Genomic DNA, 24,866 nt, shown 5'->3' on the forward strand with positions numbered 1-24,866 from the left:
GTTTTTTGTTTTGGTTTTTCTATTGGTCTTGGTGGTTTAGCCTTTACAGCTGCAGTTTTATTTTTAGTATTTTGTTTAGTTACTATAACTACTTTTTTAGCTGCATAAGGCTTATATCTCTTAAATTCTATAGAGTAATATATATCTCCAACTTCTCCACCTTTTTCACTTAGTTTAAAACTTTCTATAATAAATAAGTCATTCAGCTCTAAAGGACTCCCACCAGTAAATATAAATCTTATTTTTTGTCTCTTATCTCTCCACGCTCTAATTTTGCTAATATAAAAACTCGGAGAAAATAATTCCTCCGAGCTTACATAGGGTCCTCTATTTAATGGAAAATAACTCTCAAAACTTATCTCACTTAACTTAGGTTTATTTATTGTATTAATTTCTCCTAAGTTAATAACATTAAAAGTTTCATTGTCCCCATCTTCATTTATCTCTATTTTTTCTGGGAGTACTGGAAGAATAAATCCTTCTTCACCGTCATTTATTCCTAGATACATTTTGTACATTAAGCATATACCCCCTCTGCACTATTAACTAGCTCATTTTCCATGTAGGTTTCTATTCTAGAGATTATTGTATTAATATCTGCCTCTTCTTTAATATCTCCAGTTGTAACCTGCACTGTAGGAGTTAGTGTAACAAAATTTTGTACGCTCTCCTGTTCTGCTAAATCTCTCATCATTTCTAAATGTTCATTACTTACATCCATTTTATCGTCAATATTTTTAAGATGATCATTAGCTCCTGTAATACTTTTACCTAAATCTCCTAAATTTCCTGGGCTTCCTAATCCTCCTCCACCTTCGGAGTTACCAACTTTATTGTTGTTCAAGTTGTCCATAATATTTGTTGGTAGTTCTGGTGGACCATAAGGAACTTTTCCTATACTGTCAAACAAATTTCCTATATCAAATTTATCCTCAATATTTCTTCCAAATTTATCACCTAAATCAAATGCTTCCCCATATTCAAATCTGTCCAATTTAAGAGCATTAGCATCTTTTCTATCAAACTTAATTTCGGCCTCACCTACTAAATCCTTAACTAGTCCTTTAAGTCCACCTCTCCAACCATTGACTGCCTCAGCAAGATTAGATCCAAAAACAGCATCTATAGCTGATGCTATACCTTCTAAAATTCCTAAAATTGAATCTGCCATTCCTCCAAATAGCCTTACAATTGAACCTATTGGGTCGTTAAATATATTGGCAAAAAATTCAGCAAAAGTTAATATATTATTCCAAAGTACAACTCCCATTTGAATTACAAAATTTATAACACCTACAAATAAGTTACCTATAAAAGCAAGTACTGTCATAAAAGCTCCTGCAATCATACCTGTTGCACTTAATGATGTACCAGCAAAATGATTAATTGCTCCTACTACCGCGTAAAATACTGCAATTAACATAATTATTGCTATGATAATCCATGTAATAGGACATGCTGCTAAAGCTGCATTTAATCCGTCCTGTGCAATTATTAAAGCAACAATCGCAACTGTTTCTATACCAGATGCAATTGCATGTATCCCTTTGGCTATTGTAGTTTTTATTGTTGCAAGCCAAGCAATTCCCATTGCTATATCATAAGCAATTAATGATGCCACTATTCCCCATATTAAAGGACCAATAAAATACCAATTATTTAAAACTATTTCACCTATCCAACAAAAAATATCTGCTACTCCTTTAGCTATGGTAGATATAATAATTAATCCATTAGATATGGAATCAAAGACAGGTTGAAATCGTCCTTGTTGAAACCATTCATTAATAGTACTTAAAATAGGTTTTAAAATCTGCAAAGCACCATAGCCGGCTTCTGCAAAAGAGGTTTGTATATTTGATTTTAAATTGTCTAATTGTGCTATTGCTGAATTATTAACTTCTTCTAATGCTTGCTCTGTAGCTCCCTTTGCATTTAATATTTCATCAAATTTATTTATGAAATCATCTATACCTGAACTACTCTCAAGAAATTCTTGATCTGCACCCTCAAACTCAAAATTCTCCATTAAAGCTCCATAGTCACCAGCTAGTGCTTCTTTAATTGCAGATGCAGAACCTTCCAACCCTTGAGTTGGATCAACAAGAGATAATTTTTCAGCACTCTTATTTAAATTCATAAGTTTATCTGTGTCTTTAGTTACTTTCATAAATTCCATGCTTATTCCTGTGAATTCTTCTAAACTATAAGCACTTTGATTAGCATGATTAGTTAGTCCTTTAAAGAATTGTTTTCCTGCACCCTTGTTACCTAGAGCACTAGAAACAGTATTAATTTGTTGTTCTAATCTTGCAGCACCACCTATTGTCAAATCAAAAGCTTTTTCAATAGTAAGATACTCTTCTTTAAAGGATTCAAATTTATCCCGTAATTTTTCTGTTAATTTTTCTATAAAATTTGAACTTTTATCAATAGAATCATTTAAATTCTCCTGTTCATTTGCCGCTTCATTTTGAGAAATTGCTAATTGGTGCAATGCCGCCGAAGCCCTATTAGTGCTGTGTCTAGCCGCATTTAAGGTATTAGTAATTCCTATATCTCTGCTAGATGAGCTTGATAAACTATCCATAGCTGAAATAGTTAAATTTAAAGCTTGGGTAATTTGTTGAAGTGGTTTTGTCATTTCATCAAACATTTTTAAGCTAGTTGATACTGTTGCCATAATATCACCTCCCTTTAGAGATAATAAAAGCACCCCTACTAAAGAATGCTTTTAACTTAAAAAATTTGTTTTTATAGAACTATAATATTATTTAACTCTATTTTTTCTTAGCTTTACTTAAAGACCTTTTTTCACTTTCTACATAAAGATCTATACTCGCATATATAAAAGCTTTTTCATTCCTAGGTATATTTTTAAATATGCTAGGAAGAATTTTAAGTTTATGGAGGGCATAATGTGCATAATTAGCCTCAGCATCCCCCCCATTTATTAGTTTTTTGCTTCTTCAACTAACTCCTGCATGCTTCTATCGTATCCATTTACTTCACTTACTACACTTGACCATTCTGAGTATTCTCCATCACTCATCTTACTTTTCATAGCTTTAAGCAATTCTTCATCACCCATAACTTGCCATTCTGCTTGAAGTTCTGAATTTTTTAAATCTGGATAGGTTGTAGTTTCTATTATAAGTTTAGCTAAATATTTATCATTATCTGTTTCTATTACTTTTTGACCTTTTACAAAACTAACTTTTCTGCATTTTTTTCTTATTTCATCACCTATAGTTGATGCTATAGGTTTGAACCTCATTTTTCTTTTTTTTCCTCCTATAGTTATTTCTCTTTCTATTTCTTCCACTTCTTCAAAGGAATCCATTAAAAAGTCTTCAAATTTATTCATTATATTTCCTCCTAATTATCCTAATGTTGGTTTATTAAATTTATTTAATATATCTACATCTTCAAAAGTAAATGCCATATCTTCTTCTAAAACTTCACTTTCCACATCAAAAGCAGCCATGCTTACCTCATCAAGATTACAGTTTTTTAACACTACTGTTTGTCCTCCTAAACTACTTGTTGGATCCTCATTGGTTACAGTAATATCAAAGTAAACATCTCTACCTTCTTTTATATAGCTAAGCATTAACTCTCTGAAAAGAGAAGTTGCATAATACACAGTAAGTGTACCTGTACCTTTCCAACCTGTTGCCCTATTTTGAGTAGCCCTATTCCCCAAGGTTTTCCCTTCTGTTTTTTGTTTTTCAACTTTAGATTCTAACTTCTTTGCATAAAATAATTCTTCATTTCTACCATTTACAGTTATATATGCTCGTGCCTCAGCACCACTAATAGTATCACTAAGCTTTAAAGATCCCATCTAACATACCTCCACATTCATGTATAATTTTTCCATGCTATCTATTGGTTGTACTTCAACCTTTACTAACACAGAGTCTTTGTCTTTTCCTTTTTCAATTTCAATATCTTCTGGAACAACATTTTCAAGAGCATCTATCTCTTGAAGCTGCTCTAAAAATTTAATTACATCCTTTTTAAAAAGAATTCTACCATCTACGCTATTAGCAATTTTACCAATATAATTAGTTTCCCATAGTAATTTAATTCCATTATTTATTTCATATAAAGTTCTTATCAATCTATTTTTTCTATAGTCTTTATCTTTATCTTCAGTAAATGTTTTAAGAGTATTAATGTCTTGTTCTATTACTACTTTTCTATTATTAATAGTAAACACTATTTCCCCATTATTTAAAGCATCTACTATTTCCTTATTTGTATATTTAATATCTACATCAATAGCACCCTCATATTGAAGATATGTGTTAGATTGATTTACATTTGCTCCTGCTGTAGCTCCAGTAACAAATGCAACTGCCTTATCAGATGTTATTTTGGTTCCATCTCCTAAGATAACTCCATTTTTAACACTAATAACATTTTCGCTATCAGCTTCAGCATAATTTTCTAGAACTAATTGTACTTGTCTGCCATCTTCTTTTAGTCTCTTTATAAAATCAGTAGCTACAGCTTTTATATCAGATTCCTTGGTTGGTATTCCTATAGTATGGAACTCATGTGCTTCAATGACTGATAAATAATCAGTATAATTTTCATTAGTAACAGTTCCATCCTCACCGCCTTTTAATGGTAGTCCTGATGTAGTTTTTAACTCTCCAGTTCCTTTGAACTCAACATAACCATTTGATTTCAAATCATCTATAGTTTTAACTAATTGTTTATCAACTTTGTTACCTTCAAAAGTAGTTATAACCTCAAATTTATTTGTGTCATCTATATCATTTTGAATTATTACAGTAATATTATTTCCCTTTGTGCCACTGTACTTAGCATTTATAGTTAGTCCTTCTAATGTTGCAGTAGCTTTACTACCCTCATTAAGTCTATATAGCAAAAGTGTCTTAGCTTTCTTAAATACTTCTCTAATTAATAAAGCACTATTATCTGATATATTGATTCCCAATACTTTTGATAAATCATCATCAGCATGTATAGTAATAATTTCTTTTTCAGGTCCCCAAGGCAGAGTTAAAGGTAATGTTGCAATTCCTCTTTCTCCTATTGATGTTATTTCATTCTTTTTAGATTTAAAGTTTATATATGCTCCTGGTCTTATTTTATTTTGTGATATCCATGTTCCTCCAGCCATCTATTTCACCTCTCTCTTTTTAAATTCATCTATAATATTTTTAGCTTCCTCTAATGAGTATTCCTTATCATCAAGTAAAGCCTTTAAAATATCTCTTTCTATTTGTGTAAATTTATTAGAATTAACAATTTGCTCTTTATTAAATTTAATTTGTTCAATTTCTTTTTTAGTCATTTTTCAATTCGACCTCCTTATTTAACACTTTCATTTTAGCCACTTCTTCTATTTTCCTCATTACTTTATAATTAAATTGTAAAAAAAAGTGCAACACTCCATCTATAATTTCATGTTCCATATTACTAGCTCTATATAAATCTTTATCTACAGGCACATATTCAAGAACTTCATAGAGTTTATTAGCAACCTCTAAGCAATCTAAATTAATCTCCTCTTTATCAGTAAAATAACTCACGTCAAAATATATACTTTTTTTATACCTAATATTAAGTTCTTTACTTTGTCCTGATTTTAAAACTTTAATAAAAAAACAAGGTCCTTCAAAACCCTGCTTTACTTCTTCATCATATATATTTATGTTAGGAAACTCTTTATTCAGCTTTTGGTTAACTCCTACTCTTAAATCATTTATAGTTGATATACTATCGCCTCCCTTAAGATCTGCCATAAAGTATTTGTTTTAATAATTGAACTTGTTTTTGCTCTAGAAACTTAGGCAGCTCTTTTTCTATTTCTTCCATAGAAATAGTTGCCATAAACTTTCCTTCTACCCATGCTTTACCATCTTCAGTTACATACCCATACTCCACATGAGACGCATATTCTAAATCATTAAATATCTCTACTATATAACTATTGCCATGTTTAGCTACATTTCCTATTTTCCAGTTTTCCTTTAACTCTCCTTTGGTCTTATTAGGATAAGCATCTACTGGAGTTCTATCCTTAATCTTTTCTTTAGCTCTAAGTGCCATTTCAAGTAAAAATTCCTTTATCCATCTTTCAATTACTCTTTCATCAAGAGCTTTTTGAAATCTCTTAGACAGCTTCTTAAAATGACTACAATCCAAGTTTCCAAGTCTAGCCATTATGATTTCTCCTCTTTACTTAATATCAATTCTTGATGGGTATAATACATTAATCCTTTTACATATTTAGTAGCTATATTTAATTAATTATTCATTACTCCTATTTAAGTAAGGCTTAATTTCTCTTTAGTTATATGGTCTTTATTACTTGCTTTATATTTTCAAGACAAATTCCAATAAAAAATCCTTAGAATATTATTCTAAGGGTATACCTGAAAACTTTTTAGTTTTATTTGATTTACTTCAGTAATATGTGAGCTCTTTAATACTTTTTAGTCATGTCATTTTTATCACCTCCAATATGATATTTATATTAATTATTTCAAGTAACACTTATATTTTTATAAGTACTAGAAAAGTACTTACATAAGTAGATACCCAAATATAATTTTCCATACTATCATATTATCATGTTGCTAATATCTTTAAAATATCAAGAAAATATCATTATTGTATCATGTTGAATTCTATACTATTCTCCATCTACAATATATAAACTTTTCTGTCATGTCATTTTCATCACCTCCAATACGACATTTATATGGATTATTCCAAATAGCACTTATATTTTTATAAGTGCTAAAAAGACACCTACATAAGTAGATGCCTTTAAATATAATTTTCCATACTATCATATTATCATGTTACTAATATCTTTTAAATATCAAGAAAATATCACTATTGTATCATATCAAATTTGATATTATTCTCCATATACAATATATATATATATACTTTTCAGTCATATCATTTCTACCATCTCTAATATGATATTTATATAGATTATTTCAAATAACACTTATATTTTTGTAAATGCTAAAAAACACCTACATGAGTAGATGCTCTTAAGACATGTAAAGGAAAATAATAAAATAATATACTGGCATATTATTTTTTTGAATATGCCAGTATATTATTTTCCATACTATCATATTATCATGTTGCTAATATCTTTAAAATATCAAGAAAATATAACTATTGTATCATATCAAATTTGATATTATTCTCCATCTACAATATATAAGCTTTTTAGTCATGTTATTTTTACCACCTCCAATGTGATATCTATATATGTTATTCTAAATAACATTTGCATTTTTATAAGCGCTAAAAAAGCACCTACATAAGTAGGTGCTCTTAAACATAATTTTCTATACTATCATATTATCATGTTATTGATATCTTTAAAATATCAAGAAAATATCACTATTGTATCATATTGAATTTTGTACTATTTTCTATCTACAATACATAAGCTTTTTAGTGATGTTATTTTTGCACCTCTAATATAATATTTATAAGTATTATTTCAAATAACATTTATATTTTTATACCTGCTAAAAAAGCACCTACATAAGTAGATGCCTTAACATATTTTTCTATACTATCATATTATCATGTTATTAATATCTTTAAAATATCAAGAAAATATCACTATTGTATCATATCAAATTTAATACCCTCTATACCAAATAGAAAGATACTTAATTCATTAGTCATTTCCTTTACCCACCTTTTAGCTGTTATTACACTACAATTTAATTCTTCTGCTACATCTTCATAACTCTTTTCATCTTTATAATATTTTTCTAAAGCTAAATACTTTTCTGAGGAGCATAATTTTTCTTGCTTATTCTTAAGCATTTCTAGAGCCATATCAATATGAGATAGCATTATTAATGTTTTTGTTTTACTTCTTTTTATACTAAGTATATATAGTTCATCTACGTCATCTAATATATCAAGATAATCACTCTCATCTCTTATTTGATTAATATCATCTATAGCATTCTTAATATGATTTTTTAAATCATTATAGTGTTTTAATAATAATCTAGTATTATGAAATCTTTTATCTTTTCTTTCAACCATTTTTTCTTTATCATATTCTCTTATAGCTTCTTTTACAGCTTTATTTATTATTTCATCTATGCTAACTTCACTATTCAATAATATCACCTTCCTAATTTTTTTAATGCTCATACTTATTCATTTATAATTAATTCTGTAATATTAATGGTTTAAATAATTTATAGGTTGTACATTTTTATGTGCAATGATAATGATAGGACTATTTTTAGAATTTGTATTTAAGAAATAACAGTTTCTTAAATATGTCTTAATATTTCTAAAATCATTACAGCTATATTATATTTCACATTATTTCTTTTTATTGTGTATGACTTAAATGAACTTATATATAATAGACATACTTTACAAGTTGTAATTTTTGTTTCTATTCTTTTTGATTTTATATTAGCCCTTAAGCCCTTTCTTGCATAATAGTTTTATAGTCTTCTTTTTTAAGTATGCTAGCTTACTAGCTCCATATTATTCTACATGACTTTGAAATTTAATTAATACTATTGTTTTCATTAGTGATTTCCTCCAATAATCCGTGTATTATTTTTATAGAATTATCTATATAATTATCTCCAGGATTGGGAGCTTCTATCGATCTTAAATTGCTTAATATCTCTTCAAGAGATTCCCTGTACCTCTCTATCATATACCCACCTTCACTTTCCTTATTTTGACGTATTGATATCTTTTTTTATATATTAATTTAATATATTCTAATAATGGATTATGCCATTAGATTATTTTCCTATATTAGGTATTTTTCTATTAATTGAGTATAAATCTAAACTTATAAACTAATAAATTTAGAACTTTCTTCTAATAAATATTGCTTAAAACTTTTTAAGTCTTTATCTTCTTTTAAGTATTTCATTTTCTCTCTCTAAACGTTTTTTCTAAGAGTGAAAGTTTTTCTAAATCTACCCCTTAAAGTTTTACAATATACTTAGGATGAAACATTATAACTTGTACACTTTCACAGGGAGTTATAATACTCTCTTTGAAATATCTGCTTATAGAATTTTCATCTAGCTCCATCTTTCAGATAGAGTTTTAACTAAAATAAGTTTTTCCATCTTTACACCTCATTCCTATCACTATTAGTTGTAATATAGAGTAAAAAAATATCTTTCATGCTACAATTAAATTCATTTGACATTTTAAAAACCGGTGGATGGCCTAATTTTTTATATCCTCCTTATAATCGATACATCATATTGTTACTTATATTTAAATCTCCAACTGCTTCTCTAGCTGTATTAAATCTAGCTTCTTTTTTTAATATTGTAATATGTTTCACAATATGTTTATTACTCTTTTTCCGTCTTCTAAATTCTATATCTACATTTTACAACCATTAGTTATATAGAACAAGTTTTATTATAACTATTAGTGATAATTAAGTTCATATTTTCTTTAATTTGCTATTGATAGCTTTGAATATCACCATTAGTTGTATTGATATTTTTATCACTGTCGGTTACAATACTAATAATGATAAAAATTCGTCGAGGTGATTAATGTGATTGGAGAAAAAATTAAAGAATTAAGAAAAGAAAATGAAATTACACAAGAAGAATTAGCTAAAAATATAGATGTTAGCACCTCCATGGTAGGAATGTATGAAACGAATGCCCGTAAACCAAGTTATGAAGTACTAATTAAAATAGCTAAATATTTTGGAGTTTCTACTGATTATTTATTAAATACAGAAGGAAAATTAGATGCAGCTATAAATTCTTTAAATAAGACCAACCATATGGCCAAAAATGCTCTTGCGCCCAAACATAAATGTATAAGTAAAAATGATATTGACAAAGAATTATGTAATATTGATCAATTTAGTACTGCGGAAGAAGCTATGCAATTTATATTAAAACAACCATCTGTTATGGGCTTTGGTGGATTTGACATAAATGCAATGAGTGAAGATGAAATATTAGACTTTGCAAATGAATTGTTAAATCAACTAAAGATATTAAGCTATAAATATAAGAAGTAATTAGATTATTTGAGTAGAATATCAAAAATGGAAATTCAAAATTGTGCTACAGATTAATTAAAGAAGGATTAAAAACCTCTATTATAAGTAACTATATAACAAAAATTAATATAGTTTTCAATATATTATGAGCGAATTTGAAATAAGTTTTTAGTTAAAGTAGTAAAGCAGTTGAAATAAGTACATAAAAAAGTGAAAAATATAACTATGGATTTTTAGCTTTAAAAATAAAGATTCATATAGAACAATATCTATACCAAAGGTTCTATAATGAGTATCTAAAAGAATTAACATATATTTAAGTCAATTATTTAGATTAAATGAGCATGATATTATAATACGTAATCTAAGGTATCCGTATGTCAAGGACACGCTAAAAATTTATTAAATTTTTTCTTTTCAAAATAAATTACTCGAAGTCAACTTTATGCAAGCTGTGCTTTGGGTGAATTGCACTTAATTTGCCCAAGGTGCTTTGTTGATAATGAGGAACAACTATATGTATATTTAAAAGATTCAAATATACCAATTTTACCTCTTATTTAAAAATGACTTAAAAAAGGAATGCATCTAAATTATATATTATAGATGCATTCCTTTTTACTATAAGTTGGTCTACTTAACATTCCTTTAAACTCCATAGTATACATATGACTGAAACTAAAAAAGCTAGTTCTAACGACAATGATAAACATAGAAACATTTATTACATTAAATTAATAAAATTTAATGTATTATTTTTTAGACTTTTTATTACATTACTAATTTTATTTCTAGCCTCATCACCTGTTAAATTATTGCTTTGTATATATCTAATCACATTTGTTTTTTCGATATCACTCAAATTCTCAAAATAAGTTTTTGCTTCTGGCTCTTTAAAAAGTGCCGCCCCAAAACCTTCTGGAATGTCAGGGACATTTGGGTTAGGGTTGTGCCCTAATCCTATAAAGTTCTTATCACTCATTGTTATTATTCCTTTCGTAATATTATTTAAGTATCTTGCTCGTTGTCCACTATTTTATTCTCAAATTATATCATTTTGATGTTATTAAAGATTGCACGTACTCTAGCATTTCATTTCTAGATTGTATCCTATGAGTATTGTCAATGATCTGCTGCTGAGCTTCTTGTGATAAAGAAAAAAAATAGTCCATTGCGTTATATTGTTGAAGCACTATTCCTAAGCCTAGTGGTATTTCAGCACCACTTGTGTATTTTTCCATCTCTTCACCTCTGATTCCTATCCTAGGAAATTTTCCAGATATTTAAATACTTTATATGAAATCTATTGAGTTATTATTTAGATTTTTTATTGCACTGTTAATTTTATTTTTTGCGTCAGTACCTGTTAAATTGTTATTTTGTATATATTGTATTACATTTGTTTTTTGTTCATCGCTCAGATTTTGAAATGAAGCTCTTGCGTCAGGCTCTTGTAGAAGCGCCATTGCAAAACCCTCTGGGATATCTGGAACGTTTGGATTAGGGTTATGGCCCATTCCTATAAAATTTTTATCACTCATTTACTATCACTCCTCCCTTATAAAATTAGTTTAAACTTAGCGATAAAATGCTGGTAAAAGTTATTGCCTTAACTCTTACCTATAATATTAAATTTAGTATTTTTATAGAAAATCTTGTACTAAGAATTTTCTATTTTTTTCTTAGCCATTCCATAGCTGCCTTCCAATCGTTCTCTTGTAAATCTTCAAATTTATTGACTTTTCTAAACTTGCAAATATATTCTTCTGATATTTTTTTCTCTTTTGACAAACTTCTTATTTCTTCTGCTTGCTCTTTTGTAATTTTTTCAGGTTCTTTAGCTTCTGATATAGTATGTGCTGTAGTATTACCATCATCCTCGTCTTCACTTGCTATGCCAAGCATAGCTGATAGTTGATATCTTCTAGCATATGTAATTGAGCTTCCAGAGCCTTGTGCTGTAGGTTTATCACTCTTTAATTTTAGAGGTTCACTTTCTATCCACTCACCACTCTCGTGCAATAACATGGTTGTTATTGCCACAAGAGCGCCATCTTCACTATTAGGCATTTGTATATAAGATAAACCGTGTTTACTTAAAGGTTCTTTAACTGTATTTATAACTTCATCTAATGGAGCATATTTACTATTAAAAAATGGATTATTTGCTACATTTTTAGGATTTTTAACCTCTGCTTGGAAGTCTTTTAAAGCTGAAGCTAACTCTTTTATACTTTCTGATTTCTTCATTTGCCTTACCTCACTATTCTACTTTTACTTTTATGCTTTCCTCTTCTAAAATACTTATGCCTAGAATAACCTTCCTTGTTTCTATATCTATACCATCTTTGAAAACTTTTAATATAGCTCTATCTATCTCTTCCTTAATTCTAATAATTCCTATATGCTCATTATATTTATGTTTTTTTTCGCATTATCTTACTTATATATCCATTTTTAGCTTTTTGCTTATTACTTAATGGGTTCTCTCTGTTATTATCGTTCTTGTAACCGAAAAATATAAAAGAAATCATAGCTACTATTTAATAGTACTAATAACATTTAATCATGGTGTAAGATTTAGGAGAAGTTTTAGATTTAACTTGGAGCAATCTAGATGTAGATAAGTATTTAGTTAAAGTGATACAATAATGTAAACAAAGAAAAAGATCTAAATATGATTTTAGGCTTTAAAAAGTAAAATTTATATGAAACAATACCTATGTGAAAAGTTCTATATGAATATTTAAAAGAATTGAAAGATAGTAAAAAAATTGTTAATATAAATAATAGGCTTTTTAATTTTAAAATACAGATTCGTTGAGTATCTACTTAAAATCGATTATTTAAATTAAGGGGGTATGATAATTACAATAGATGAGCTAAGACATACTTATACTACTGAACTTATAGATACTAAGATAAATTTTACGACTACCACTGAATTTCTTAGACATAATGTTGAATAGACATTGAGAATATATTCTCATGTTAATGACGACATGTAAAAAATAACGAACATAATAGACAATATTTTCTAAAATTCTTGACGAATCTTTTGATGAATTAAAATCGAGTATTGATTTATACAGGGTTAATGGATTTTTTTATAACAATAGTCCATTATTGTAAATATTATTTAAGGGACGTGATTTCTATGGAAAATAAAAAAGTAAATGTATTAATTTCAAAGGAACAAATCGATGAAGCTTTAGAAAGACTAGGTTCTGAAATATCTAAAGATTATGAAGGTAAAAAACTGTATGTTCTTTCACTTCTCAGAGGAAGTTTTATATTTGCTGCTGACTTAGTTAGAAAAATTCAAGTTCCAACAAAAATAGGCTTTATGACTACATCAAGCTATGGACATGATGAACAATCTTCTGGAACTGTTAAGGTAGTAAATGATGTGCCTGATAATATAGAAGGATATGATGTACTAATAGTTGATGATATAGTTGACAGTGGTATTACTATGGAATTTGTTATGAATCACATGAAAGAACTAGGTGCTAGTACTGTAAAATGTTGTACTCTTTTAGATAAACCATCTAGAAGAAAAATAGATATTGCACCAAATTATTGTGGATTTAAAATTGAAGATGTATTTGTAGTTGGATATGGACTTAATTATGGAGACTATTATAGAAATATTCCATACGTATTCAATTGGGAAGAAAACTAATATTATCTTTATACTGATAACAATACTAGATTGTTATCAGTTTTTTGTATTTAAACACCTAAAAAATAACTAGTCAGCATACTAGTTATTTTATTCATATCTAATAAAAACACCTTAAATTTAGGTACTTTTCATATTCATATCATAAGCTAATTTTAAATCACATCAGTGTTAAAACTTAATTCGTTAGAATTTATATAATTTCTTAATAGTCCTCTATAAACAACATTCAATTTATCTAAGTTTTGTATATCTGCCGGCTTAATCATTGTAAACTCGCCTTCAAAATTAAATATACCACTTCTTTCTAAAACCTCTGATACAAATTGCGAACAAAAATAATAATATTTTCTTTCTAAAGACATTTTAAAGGCTACCGCTAAAACTCCTAAAAAATTGTATCTATATTTATCTTGCTCTTCTTCAAACCCTCTAATAATCTCTTTTACCTTCTCATACTGCTCCAATGTAACATCCATTGAGTAAACTATACATTCAGTGTTACAAAACCTTTTATAAACACCATCATCAATTTTCTCTTTAATAAATCCCCCTATAAAAGGATTTTTAGGTCTTTTTCTTCCAAAGCTATACATTTCACTTAACCCTGAATCTAACGCTATGGATGTATGGGAATAATCATTTCTAGTATATATTCTTATAGCTCTAGAAAGAGTTGTCCCTGTGAAAGTAAGCATAATATATATTTTTTCCATGTCCTCCCCCCTAAGTACATAACCAAGAACAAAACTTAGTTGTTAGTTATATATAGATAATATATCAAATTTTAATACTTTGCACAAATAGTTTAAAATATAAAAACTATTATCTCATAAGCTTTAGACAATAATTCTTTTACTAAACCCACGAAAAATTTAATAAATTTTAGAAATTGTTTTACTTTCATAAAAGCCTATATGAAGTTAAAAATATCTATAATAACAAACTCCATCATAAAATGCACCCATTTGGATGCATTGATTATATAAAACAATATATACTAATCTTAAAATTAATGTGTATATCAAAATAAATGCTATTTTTTAGTACCTATTTAATGAAAATTTACAGTTAATAATAAACAATTATACATACTTCTTTCTTATACAGTTCATAATTCGCAATTGTGGAAAACTAGCAGTTCAATTTGCTAGCAAAGAAATTAGGTCGTTCAAAACTAATTTCAACTACAATTATGGATTTTGTGTTGTAAATTGTAAATTAAAATAACCTGGGAAATAATTATATTAGTCTATACATTAAGCTTTATGATATAAACTATTTTAACTCAAATTCACTAGAACTTACTTTTCCACTATTTAAATCTAGCTGTACAGAAGTTTCTGGTATTTTCCCTACAATCACTGTTTCTGTTATAGGTAGTTGACTAATTACTTCTACCTCATTATATCCTATTGGCAAAACCACCTTTATTTTAGCTTTTACTTCTACGTATATTTTATGTCTTGTTTGATTAATACCAGCACTTTCAAAATCTGAAATGTATCTAGTTTCCACATGTCCAATAGGTTGCATTGTTGCAGTAATATTTGGCCCTAAATTAGATAATAAATTGTTCTTAGTTATATATCCTATAGGGAACTCTATGCCTACTTGTCCGATCTCCTTTAAATCCCTTTGTACTCTTAAAGCTACATCTGTAGCAATTTTATTCATTTTAAGGGTATCTGCCTTTAATAAAATTATATTCCCTTCTAAATCTTTTTCAAAATTAATAATTTCATCATATTTAAACTGATTTATATATTCCTCAATAATTGATTTATTAATTATATCTGTAGCTTTTGCTCTCATCTCTCCATCACATATTACCATAATGTTAGGAACTATCACCTCATCAAAATAATAGAGAAAAGCTATTAATACAGTACATATAAAAACTATAATTGATATTATTTTAATTTTTACTTTTATTTTCATATTTTCATATCTCCTAAAATATTTTTCTAAAATATAGTTTATATTGTAATAAATTAGTAATAATTAATTATATGTACTATTATTGATTTGAAGAATATATTTATTATAGATTTTATTAATTCTTTATATTATGGTATAATACAAAAAAACATAATTAAAGTGAGGCATTTTCAAAAATAACTAATTAGTATGTTAAGCTATTTTACACCATACTTCGTTTACTGATTTTACTGATACCAATAGTATCAGTAAAATCAGCGTCTTTGTTTGATACAAAATATCCTAAGCATATTTAAATAGTTATTTTATTTAAGATGTCTAATAGAATCTTAAGGAGGAAACCTTATGAGTGAAAAGAAAAAGGGTGACGGTAAAAAAAAGCGTTCTCGTAAAAAAACCCGTTTCAAAATATTTAAGGGTATATATATAACACTTATTATTGTATTATTGGGATCTATTGCAATAGGTGCTGGAGTAGGCTATGGAATGATAAAAACTGCTCCTGAAATAGATGTTCAAAAATTTCTAGAAATAGAAGAAACTTCTACAATATATGATAATAAGGGTATATTAATTGATGAATTTAATACCCCCGAAAAAAGAATTCCTATATCTACAGATAAAGTACCTAAAATTTTAAAAGATGCCTTTATAAGCATTGAAGATGAGCGATTTTATTCTCATAAAGGTATCGATTTTAGAAGACTTGGTGGCGCTTTTATTGCAGACGTAAAAATCGCCTTAGGTTTATCTGACGGAAGTTTACAAGGTGCATCAACAATAACTCAGCAATTAGTTAAATATAGATATTTTTTAGAGGACTCTTTAAATAATAGAACCTCAATTAAAAGAAAAGTTCAAGAAATGCACTTGGCTTACAAATTAGAGGACCAATTAACTAAAGAGCAGATATTAGAATCCTATATGAATACTATATTCTTAGGCGGTAGTGCCCATGGAATTGAAGCTGCTTCTAAGATGTACTTTAGTAAATCTGTTGATAAATTAACAATTAAGCAAGCAGCATTTATAGCTGGTGCTGCACAAAACCCATCAGTTTCTTTTGCAAATGCATTTAGGAACTATAAAGAAAATACGCCTTTTGACTCACCTAGAACAAAAACAGTTCTAGGGAAAATGCTTGAAACAGGTGCCATTAGTCAAGGGGAATACGATCAAGCGATGGCTGAAGATTTATTATTTAAGTTCTCATTAAAATCTAACAACAAAATGAACTACGAATATTTTTCAAGACCTGTTATTGAGGAAGTTGTTAAAGATTTAATGTCCATTTATGGATATAATAAAGAAAAAGCTTATGACGAATTAATGTATGGTGGTTATAGAGTTTACACTACAATGGATAAAGCTTTACAAGATGAAATCCAAAAAGTTATTGATGATGAAAATGGTGAATTAATTTCTCCATATGCTAATCCTAACCTTCAAGCTTCTGCTGTAATTATGGATTATAAAAGTGGTGAAGTTAAATGCATAATTGGTGGACGTGGTGATCAGCCTGCAAATTCTTATAATAGAGCTGCATCTGAAAATTTCTTAAGAGCACCAGGTTCTAGTTTAAAACCTCTTACAATATATGCACCAGCAATTGATTCACAAAAGCTAACTGCTGGGTCAGCCTTTGAAGATGCACCGATTCCAACAGAAATGGGCTCAAAGTATAATAATCCACCATATGACCCTAAAAATAGCCCTGATATGTATAGAGGATATGTTACTATGAGAGACTCAATAAGAGTTTCTGCTAATACAATAGCAGTTAGAATTGGAGATGCTATTGGTCTAGATTTGGCATCAGAATATGGTACTAAATTTGGTATTCATCTTGATGATGAGGATAAAAGTAGTATGTCTGCATTAGCATTAGGTCAATTAGATGGTGGTGCTTTAAGTGGAACTAATCCATTAGCATTATCAAGTGCTTATGGCGCTTTTGGAAATAATGGAATAGTTACAAAGCCAAAATTATACACAAAGGTTGTTGATAGAAATGGCAAAACTATTTTAGAAAGTAAACTTGAAAGTAATAAAGTTATATCGCCTGAAACAGCATATATAATGTTTGATATGCTTAAAGAACCTATAATAGGTACTGGTCCTAGTGCTAATTTTGGCAATATGCCAGCAAGAGGTAAGACAGGTACATCTTCTGATTCTAAAGACCTTTGGTTTACAGGATTAACACCTTATTACTCTTGTGCGGTTTGGATGGGTAATGATGATTATACTGAGGTTGAAGGTATGAATAGTGATAATCCTTCTGCTCTTTGGGGAAAAATAATGGCAATTGCCCATAGGGATTTACCATACAAAGAAATTGATAGACCTGCTGGTGTAATTAATGTAGATGTATCTAGAGATTCTGGTACACTTCCAACAGATTTATCCTATAGAGATCCTAGAGGTGATAGAGTTTACTCAGAATTGTTTATTTCTGGTACTCAGCCAACAACTTTAGACGATATCCATGTTGAAGCTGATGTTGTTAAAGGTGCAGATGGAAGATACTACTTACCATCTGAAAATACTCCAAAAGAGAGAATTGAAAGACGTGTCTTTATAACAAGAGACTATTCTCCATCAGTTTATCTTCAAGATTCTCAATGGGTATTACCAACAGAAAAAGATCCAACTAAATATGGCACTATAGATAAGGGTAAAGATAAAAATAAGGATAAAGACAAAGACAAAGGTAAAGATAAAGATAAGGATAAAGACAAAGATAAAGATAAAGATAAAGACAAAGACAAGGATAAAGATGAAGAAATTAATGAAAATGATAATAATGATGTCCAAAGATCTAACCTACAGACTATGAATTTTCATCAATCTTCAAATATAAATAGTGTCTTCAAAAATATATCTTTTATTAAATTTATAGATACCCTATCTAGTTATATAAAATTCTAATAAATAAAAAAGTTGGCAGTTAATTTGCCAACTTTTTTATTTTGTTTTAGGATTAAATAATAATGCCATTATATACCCAAAAACAATTGCACCGGTTACTCCTCCAGCTGTTGCTTTTATTCCTCCTGTAAAAATACCTACAAATCCTTCCTTCTGGACTTCTTCAATAACTCCTTTAGCTAGTGAATATCCAAAGCCTGGTAGGGGTACAGTAGCACCAGCTTTTCCTATTTTAACTATTTTCTCATATATATTAAATGCTTGTAGTATCACACCACCTGTAACAAATATAACTAATATCCTACCAGGAGTTAACTTAGTTGTATCCATTAATATTTGGCCTATTACACATATAATTCCTCCTACTATAAATGCAGCTATATAATCACTCATATTTACTCTCCTCCAATCTCTACAGACACTGCATGAGCAACTCCTGGTATTGTTTCACCTTGTAATGGAGAAGTCGAATTTAATAGTGCACCTGTAGAAATTAATAATACTTTTTTAAATCTACCTGCGAGCATATTTCTATATATGTATCCAGTCATAACTGCACCAGAAGAAGCACATCCACTTCCACCTGAATAAGTATTTTGTCTTTCAGAATCAAAAATTTCATCACCACAGTCAATATAGTTTGAACTAATATCATAACCATATTCTAAAAGTAATTCTTGTGTGATTTTTTTCCCCACCTTACCTAAATCACCTGTAGCTATAAGATCATAATAATTTGGCTGCCTGCCTGTATCTATAAAGTGTTGTTTCAATGTATCCACTGCCGCTGGTGCCATAGCCGCTCCCATCTCATTTGGATCTGTAATTCCATAATCTTTAACTTTTCCTGTAGTTATATGAGTTATATAAGGTTTACTTTTATCATCATTTTTACTAATCATCATAGCCCCTGCTCCTGTAACAGTCCATTGTGAAACTGGTGCTCTCTGACTTCCCATTTCAAGAGGCAATCTAAACTGCCTTTCTGCCGAAGAAAAATGGGAGGAAGTTGATGCTATAGAATAATCTGCACAGCCTGATTCTATAGACATTGCAGCCATACTCATTGATAAGGTCATATTTGAACAAGCTCCATAAATGCCCATAAAAGGTATATCTAAATCTCTAGCCATAAAGCCAGATGAAAATAATTGATTTAACAAATCTCCACTAAACATATAGTTTATATCACTTTCTTTTAGATTTGCTCTTTTAATACAGGATGATACAGCAGTATAATGAATTTTACTTTCCGCTTTTTCAAAGGTATCACAGCCAAACATATCATCTTTCAAAATTTCATCAAAATAATCCTTTAGAGGTCCATCTCCCTCTTTTGGACCAACTACATTGTAAGTACTAATTATTCTTGGTTTGCTATCGAGACTTACAGTTTGTATTCCCATTCTAACAGCCATTAAAATCACCACCTAAAAATATAATATAATAATCCTAAGATAACAGAAGAACCTACACCATAAACCAAAACTGGTCCAGCAATTGTAAACATTTTTGCAGCAACTCCAAATACAAATCCTTCTTTTTTAAACTCTATAGCAGGAGATACAATTGAATTTGCAAAACCTGTAATTGGCACTACTGATCCTGCTCCTGCATAATCTCCTATTTTATCATATACTCCTATACCAGTTAAAAATGATCCTATAAATATTAAAATAACTGATACATAACCTGGTATTTGTTCTGTAACAAATCCCCATCTAACTAACATATTTTGTATAAATTGACCTATAACACATATAAGTCCGCCAGTCCAAAATGCACGAAAACAATTTCTTAGTAACTTAGGTTTGGGAGTGACTTTGTTATAAATATCATAAAATTTACCGACTATTTTTGTTTCCTTTGCTTTCATTGCTTCACCGTTGACAAATTCTATAAAGTTAGTTTTCCCCTATTATTTCATCATGTTATAAAATTTTAATAAATTACTTCTATAGTATAATTATAGGGATTAATAACCTTACATACTCACAAATATTTTTTACACATTTAATTTGTGACATGTCAACATTCTCCTTTCTTCATATTTTTAATAATCATTTTATAGTAGACAAAAACCTTTAAGAATATAAAGTTTAATAAGAAATTACAATATCAAATAAGGGATTATAAAAAATTCTTATAATTTTTTATAAATGTTTTAACTGCTGTCACCCTCTCTGAATTACTAAAATATATCACAATAAATATTGTTTCCAGTTTATATTATTTTATGAAAAAAAGATAAGATGATATATACATCTTATCTTTAACCACTTAATTTCTCTCTCATTATTTTTAATACTTTTTTTTCAATTCTAGATACTTGAACTTGACTTATTCCCATCATTTTAGCTACCTGTATTTGAGTTTTATCTTTAAAATATCTGAGCATTATAATTTGACGAGATTTTAAGTCTAGCTTTGTTAATGCTTCTTTTAGTGCAATTCTATCTATAACTTCTGTATCCTCTTCATAATCTTCACTTAATTTATCTATCAAAAGTACAGGTGCGCCATCATCATGGTGAATGGTATCATACAAATATTGCATATTATTTGAAGATTCTAAAGCTGTAATAATATCTTCTTTATCTATTTCTGAGAATTTAGACAATTCTTCAATAGTAGGTTCACGTCCTAATTTCTTAGTAAGTGCATCCCTATCATAATGAAGTTTTCTAGCAGTATTTTTTATGCTTCTACTGACTTTTATTATACCATCATCTCTTAGAAATCTTTTTATTTCCCCTACTATCATAGGCACTGCATAGGTAGAAAATTTTACATTAAAGCTTTCATCAAAGTTATTTATAGCCTTTACTAAGCCTATGCAACCTATTTGAAATATATCGTCATACTCATATCCTCTATTTAAAAACTTCTTACTAAGAGATGATACCAAAGGTAGATTCATTTCTACTAGATTATCTAAAGCTATTTTATCTCCTTCTTTTGCAAGCTTTATAAGTTGCATATTATCATCATAATTATAGCTATTAGCTTTCTGTGTTTTATCATTCATATTATTCACCTATCTTAAGGAATTAAAGGTCTTTTTCATAATTATCTTGGTACCCTTACCCTTCTCTGATATAACCTCTAAACCATCCATAAAAGTTTCCATTACCGTGAATCCCATACCTGACCTTTCTAAATCTGGTCTTGAAGTATACAGTGGCTCTCTGGCCATTTCTAAATTCTCAATACCTTTACCTTCATCACTAACCATAACTGTAAGTTCATTATCATCTATAGCAGCTTCCAATGTAACTATTTTATCTCCATCCTCTTCATATCCATGTATAATTGCATTAGTAACTGCTTCCGAAATAGCAGTCTTTATATCTGTTATTTCTTCGATAGTTGGGTCTAACTGTGCTGCAAAGGCCGATACAACTATTCTTGCAAAACTTTCGTTTTCAGATTTACTCAAAATTTCAATTTTCATTTTGTTATGATACATATTAATACCTCCACTAAACGCTTTTTATCCCTTGCTCCACATCATCATAAATATCAATAATTTTAAATAATCCTGATAATTCAAAAACTCTTTTTACTGATGGTTTTAAATTGGTAATACAAAGCTTTCCACCTTTCATAGAAAGCTTCTTATATCTTCCTATTACAGCACCTATACCGGAACTATCCATAAAAGATACTCCAGAAAAATTCATTATAAGCTTATTGATATTATCTCTATCTAGCATATCATCAATTTTATTTCTCACCTCTGAAGCATTATGATGATCTAACTCTCCCATAAGCTCTACAATTAACTTATCCTCTATATTGTCAAACTTTAATATCATCTACATCCCTCCATATATTTAAATTAAATTATGTTTAAATAGATATTGAAACCAATAATTAATTTTCGAGTAATGAATTGTAGATTATTTCAATTAATACTCTTTAAAATATTGTTTTAAGTTAAACTATCAGTATATGATTTTAATTATCATATTATTTCTAAAACATTATAACATAAATATTCTATTAATTACATTATTTTCCTGCAAGAATTAACAAATATTCCATATTTATTTTAAATTAGTGATGTAAAACAAATTATCTATTCAAATATATTACTAATATTTTGATTAGAAAAGTGCTAAACTTCACTAATAGCAGTGATTCTTCCATCTATAAAAAGAGCATGATCCAAAATTATTTACTTCTTTAATAAAAAACCCTATGCACTACTTAAAGCACATAGGACTTTACTATATTGATTGATTGATTAATTCTATTTCTTCTGTTGTAAGTAAAAAATACTTATATAATTCTTCTTCACAATAAGTAGATATTTCATTTATTGGAGGAATTAATAACTTCATAAGATTATTAGGATAATATTCATATAAGTCTTCTCCTAATTTTTTAGCAAAAGTTTTAAAATAAAACTCGTAAATTTTACTATTTAATATAAATAATAAAAATTCATAGGTAAACTCACTTTTTTCTTTTAACTTTAATGCATATACATCTGCACTAAAATAGCTACCAAAATCTAGAGAAAATTTATTACTAGAAGCTTTAAAAGGAAATATTATTTTATAGTCATCGAATATTTCTTTATTTCTTCCCCATTGAAGTTGATACCATTTTCTTACACCTCTTAAGCATTCTCTTCTACTACTGAGTTTTTCTTTATAAGGTGATATATGTTCTATACAATTAGGATATTTACTTTCATCTTCAATTAAATCTGAGTAAATTATAAAAGAATTTTGTCTATTAACTTGATTTTGTTTTATAAAACTACTTTTTATCCATGGTTTTAAAAGTTCCTTTTCTAAGTTTTCATCCTCTATTATTTCATTTTTTACAACAAAAGCTTTATCACATCCTGTAATAATTCCTTGATGACTTGTGCAGATATCTATTAATTTCGCATTACACTTATTCTCAATTTTCTTTATAATATTTTTAACCTCAAGGCTTCTAAGTATCCATCTTTCTCCTTGGAGGGTAGATTGTTTAATATAGAATCTATTATACTCTTCTCCTTCATTTAGGAATAAAGAACTATAAAACTTATCATTTTTTTTACCTTTGTCAGATAGTGGTTTTATCACTTCAACCTCTCCAAAACTTCCTTTATGCTTTTCCATAAATATTATAACTGGATCAATTCCAACTCCCTTAAAAGGTCTTATTCCATAAAAATCAATAATTCTTCTAATATGAGTATTTTCATTTAACGTTTTTCTAAGCTCTTTACCACTAGAAGACTCTAAAAAATATCTAGAAGTTATAAATGAAATTTGTCCTTTATTATTTAAAGTGTCCAATGCTTTTTTAAAAAAACAATAGGACAAATCACCTTTATCTTTGTAAATCTCCTTAAATTTTTCTTTTAATACTATTGAATAATCTTTATCTATAAATTTTGGTCCAACATAAGGGGGATTTCCTATAAAAATATCAAACTTATTATCCTCTTTCCACAAAAGAAAATCTTCATTAATCAAGTTATAACTAATATTAGAGTTACTATGATAAAACAAATCAATTTGAAGGATTTGAATAGCTATGGTATCAATGTCAAAGCCATAAATATTATTTTTTATAATATGATTATTTATATCTTCTTCCTTAAGCTTTAGTTTATTTTTTATGTTTATTTCTTTGAGATTCTCTTTATAAAGATTTATAAGGTGTAAAAAACAAGGAATTAATAGATTTCCTACACCACAAGCAGGATCAATAATCTTTATAAATGGATTATTAATTATATCCCTACTAGTAACTGTATTCTCTACAATATACTTGGCTATAGGATAAGGAGTATATACTATTCCTTTTTCCTTATTGGTTTTTAATGAATCATAATAATATTCACCTATATTTTTATTATCTTGTATTTTAAATTCTTTTTTAAAAGCCTCAATTGCAATCAACTTAAACATTGCATCTATAGGATTTAATAATAAAATATATAACTCTTTTATTTTTCCCCTAAAAACCTCCACCACACTTAACCCCCTTTAGAAATTAATTTTAATTGTTTATTTTAGTATATCATATAAAAATTTTTACTTAAACCATATTTTTACTGTAATGGACAAAATTATGGTATTTTCTTTATAATATTTTTATATACTATATATTTAGTCAAAGTTAGGTTATATATTTTATATTATATAAAGAAACAAATTATCACAATAATCTAACTAGTATAACCAAATACACAAAGATACTAAAAATCTTATTTAAAAATTAAAAATTAAAAATTAAAAATTAAAGATA

26 protein-coding genes are annotated in these 24,866 nt (G+C 28.1%); 3 read left to right on the top strand and 23 right to left on the bottom strand.

Annotated elements, in window-relative coordinates; translation table 11 throughout:
* The 10 genes from B3603_RS21275 to B3603_RS21320 all read right to left on the bottom strand — a co-directional run.
* The coding region (locus B3603_RS21275) for a LysM domain-containing protein (protein WP_291568739.1) at nucleotides 1–518 on the bottom strand (518 nt) is incomplete at its 3' end.
* Complete coding sequence (locus B3603_RS21280; protein ID WP_291568741.1) at nucleotides 518–2,683, bottom strand: hypothetical protein; 2,166 nt, start codon at nucleotides 2,681–2,683, stop codon at nucleotides 518–520. The genes B3603_RS21275 and B3603_RS21280, both read right to left, overlap by 1 nt.
* 270 nt (nucleotides 2,684–2,953) lie before the next feature.
* Nucleotides 2,954–3,367, bottom strand: a complete 414-nt coding sequence (locus B3603_RS21285) for a phage tail assembly chaperone (RefSeq protein WP_291568743.1) — start codon at nucleotides 3,365–3,367, stop codon at nucleotides 2,954–2,956.
* 15 nt (nucleotides 3,368–3,382) lie between these two features.
* Nucleotides 3,383–3,847, bottom strand: a complete 465-nt coding sequence (locus B3603_RS21290; protein ID WP_039631259.1) for a phage tail tube protein — start codon at nucleotides 3,845–3,847, stop codon at nucleotides 3,383–3,385.
* The gene (locus tag B3603_RS21295; protein ID WP_291568747.1) at nucleotides 3,848–5,158 is read right to left on the bottom strand and encodes a phage tail sheath family protein; all 1,311 of its coding nucleotides are present in this window, start codon (nucleotides 5,156–5,158) and stop codon (nucleotides 3,848–3,850) included.
* Entirely contained in the window at nucleotides 5,159–5,332 is a 174-nt protein-coding gene (locus B3603_RS21300) for a hypothetical protein (protein ID WP_291568752.1), read from the bottom strand.
* The gene (locus B3603_RS21305) at nucleotides 5,325–5,783 is read right to left on the bottom strand and encodes a phage tail terminator family protein (RefSeq protein ID WP_291568754.1); all 459 of its coding nucleotides are present in this window, start codon (nucleotides 5,781–5,783) and stop codon (nucleotides 5,325–5,327) included. The genes B3603_RS21300 and B3603_RS21305 overlap by 8 nt, the downstream gene beginning before the upstream one ends.
* Complete coding sequence (locus B3603_RS21310; protein ID WP_291568756.1) at nucleotides 5,770–6,204, bottom strand: HK97 gp10 family phage protein; 435 nt, start codon at nucleotides 6,202–6,204, stop codon at nucleotides 5,770–5,772. The genes B3603_RS21305 and B3603_RS21310 overlap by 14 nt, the downstream gene beginning before the upstream one ends.
* Nucleotides 6,205–7,638: 1,434 nt before the next feature.
* A complete protein-coding gene (locus B3603_RS21315; protein ID WP_396152476.1) occupies nucleotides 7,639–8,154 on the bottom strand; it encodes a helix-turn-helix domain-containing protein in 516 nt (171 codons plus the stop codon).
* A gap of 403 nt (nucleotides 8,155–8,557) precedes the next feature.
* Nucleotides 8,558–8,713: a hypothetical protein gene (locus tag B3603_RS21320; protein ID WP_291568758.1), complete on the bottom strand. Its 156-nt coding sequence runs from the start codon at nucleotides 8,711–8,713 to the stop codon at nucleotides 8,558–8,560.
* A gap of 873 nt (nucleotides 8,714–9,586) precedes the next feature.
* Between B3603_RS21320 and B3603_RS21325 the strand changes: the two genes are divergently transcribed.
* Complete coding sequence (locus B3603_RS21325) at nucleotides 9,587–10,066, top strand: helix-turn-helix domain-containing protein (protein ID WP_291568760.1); 480 nt, start codon at nucleotides 9,587–9,589, stop codon at nucleotides 10,064–10,066.
* A gap of 706 nt (nucleotides 10,067–10,772) precedes the next feature.
* On the opposite strand, the gene B3603_RS21330 is transcribed toward B3603_RS21325, so the two are convergent.
* The 4 genes from B3603_RS21330 to B3603_RS21345 all read right to left on the bottom strand — a co-directional run bounded on the left by B3603_RS21330 (nucleotide 10,773) and on the right by B3603_RS21345 (nucleotide 12,298).
* Nucleotides 10,773–11,030, bottom strand: coding sequence for a YdeI/OmpD-associated family protein (locus tag B3603_RS21330; protein WP_291568762.1), 258 nt, complete (start codon nucleotides 11,028–11,030; stop codon nucleotides 10,773–10,775).
* Between the two features lie 70 nt (nucleotides 11,031–11,100).
* Complete coding sequence (locus B3603_RS21335) at nucleotides 11,101–11,289, bottom strand: hypothetical protein (protein WP_291568764.1); 189 nt, start codon at nucleotides 11,287–11,289, stop codon at nucleotides 11,101–11,103.
* Nucleotides 11,290–11,340: 51 nt separating this feature from the next.
* Nucleotides 11,341–11,589, bottom strand: a complete 249-nt coding sequence (locus tag B3603_RS21340) for a YdeI/OmpD-associated family protein (protein WP_291568766.1) — start codon at nucleotides 11,587–11,589, stop codon at nucleotides 11,341–11,343.
* A gap of 130 nt (nucleotides 11,590–11,719) precedes the next feature.
* The gene (locus B3603_RS21345) at nucleotides 11,720–12,298 is read right to left on the bottom strand and encodes an ERF family protein (RefSeq protein WP_291568768.1); all 579 of its coding nucleotides are present in this window, start codon (nucleotides 12,296–12,298) and stop codon (nucleotides 11,720–11,722) included.
* Between the two features lie 907 nt (nucleotides 12,299–13,205).
* On the opposite strand from B3603_RS21345, the gene hpt reads away from it, so the two are divergent.
* Nucleotides 13,206–13,733, top strand: a complete 528-nt coding sequence (hpt, locus tag B3603_RS21350; RefSeq protein ID WP_039631244.1) for a hypoxanthine phosphoribosyltransferase — start codon at nucleotides 13,206–13,208, stop codon at nucleotides 13,731–13,733.
* Nucleotides 13,734–13,888: 155 nt separating this feature from the next.
* Here the strand turns inward: hpt and B3603_RS21355 are convergent, their stop codons facing one another.
* On the bottom strand, nucleotides 13,889–14,449 hold the full coding sequence (locus tag B3603_RS21355; protein ID WP_291568771.1) for a hypothetical protein: 561 nt from the start codon (nucleotides 14,447–14,449) through the stop codon (nucleotides 13,889–13,891).
* A gap of 562 nt (nucleotides 14,450–15,011) precedes the next feature.
* The gene (gene yunB / locus B3603_RS21360) at nucleotides 15,012–15,674 is read right to left on the bottom strand and encodes a sporulation protein YunB (RefSeq protein WP_291568773.1); all 663 of its coding nucleotides are present in this window, start codon (nucleotides 15,672–15,674) and stop codon (nucleotides 15,012–15,014) included.
* Between the two features lie 345 nt (nucleotides 15,675–16,019).
* Between yunB and B3603_RS21365 the strand changes: the two genes are divergently transcribed.
* Nucleotides 16,020–18,605 (top strand): transglycosylase domain-containing protein, encoded by a 2,586-nt coding sequence (locus B3603_RS21365; protein WP_291568775.1) that lies wholly within the window; start codon nucleotides 16,020–16,022, stop codon nucleotides 18,603–18,605.
* A gap of 36 nt (nucleotides 18,606–18,641) precedes the next feature.
* Here B3603_RS21365 and spoVAE read toward each other — a convergent pair whose 3' ends face one another.
* From spoVAE to B3603_RS21400, 7 genes are all read right to left on the bottom strand, one after another.
* Nucleotides 18,642–18,998, bottom strand: a complete 357-nt coding sequence (spoVAE, locus tag B3603_RS21370; RefSeq protein ID WP_039631240.1) for a stage V sporulation protein AE — start codon at nucleotides 18,996–18,998, stop codon at nucleotides 18,642–18,644.
* A 2-nt stretch (nucleotides 18,999–19,000) separates the two neighbouring features.
* Nucleotides 19,001–20,023 carry a stage V sporulation protein AD gene (gene spoVAD, locus B3603_RS21375; protein WP_291568778.1) on the bottom strand — a complete coding sequence of 341 codons (1,023 nt, stop codon included), beginning with the start codon at nucleotides 20,021–20,023 and terminating at the stop codon, nucleotides 19,001–19,003.
* A 5-nt stretch (nucleotides 20,024–20,028) separates the two neighbouring features.
* The gene (gene spoVAC, locus B3603_RS21380) at nucleotides 20,029–20,481 is read right to left on the bottom strand and encodes a stage V sporulation protein AC (protein WP_039631237.1); all 453 of its coding nucleotides are present in this window, start codon (nucleotides 20,479–20,481) and stop codon (nucleotides 20,029–20,031) included.
* A gap of 396 nt (nucleotides 20,482–20,877) precedes the next feature.
* Nucleotides 20,878–21,633 (bottom strand): RNA polymerase sporulation sigma factor SigF, encoded by a 756-nt coding sequence (gene sigF / locus B3603_RS21385; protein WP_039631235.1) that lies wholly within the window; start codon nucleotides 21,631–21,633, stop codon nucleotides 20,878–20,880.
* A 9-nt stretch (nucleotides 21,634–21,642) separates the two neighbouring features.
* Nucleotides 21,643–22,074: an anti-sigma F factor gene (gene spoIIAB / locus B3603_RS21390; protein WP_039631233.1), complete on the bottom strand. Its 432-nt coding sequence runs from the start codon at nucleotides 22,072–22,074 to the stop codon at nucleotides 21,643–21,645.
* 13 nt (nucleotides 22,075–22,087) lie between these two features.
* Nucleotides 22,088–22,423, bottom strand: a complete 336-nt coding sequence (gene spoIIAA, locus B3603_RS21395) for an anti-sigma F factor antagonist (RefSeq protein WP_039631231.1) — start codon at nucleotides 22,421–22,423, stop codon at nucleotides 22,088–22,090.
* A 414-nt stretch (nucleotides 22,424–22,837) separates the two neighbouring features.
* Nucleotides 22,838–24,589: an Eco57I restriction-modification methylase domain-containing protein gene (locus B3603_RS21400; RefSeq protein WP_291568784.1), complete on the bottom strand. Its 1,752-nt coding sequence runs from the start codon at nucleotides 24,587–24,589 to the stop codon at nucleotides 22,838–22,840.
* Nucleotides 24,590–24,866 lie beyond the last annotated feature (277 nt).

Origin of the sequence: Clostridium sp. UBA2485, from assembly GCF_002341865.1 — a bacterium.
Taxonomy (GTDB): Bacteria; Bacillota; Clostridia; order Clostridiales; family Clostridiaceae; genus Clostridium_J.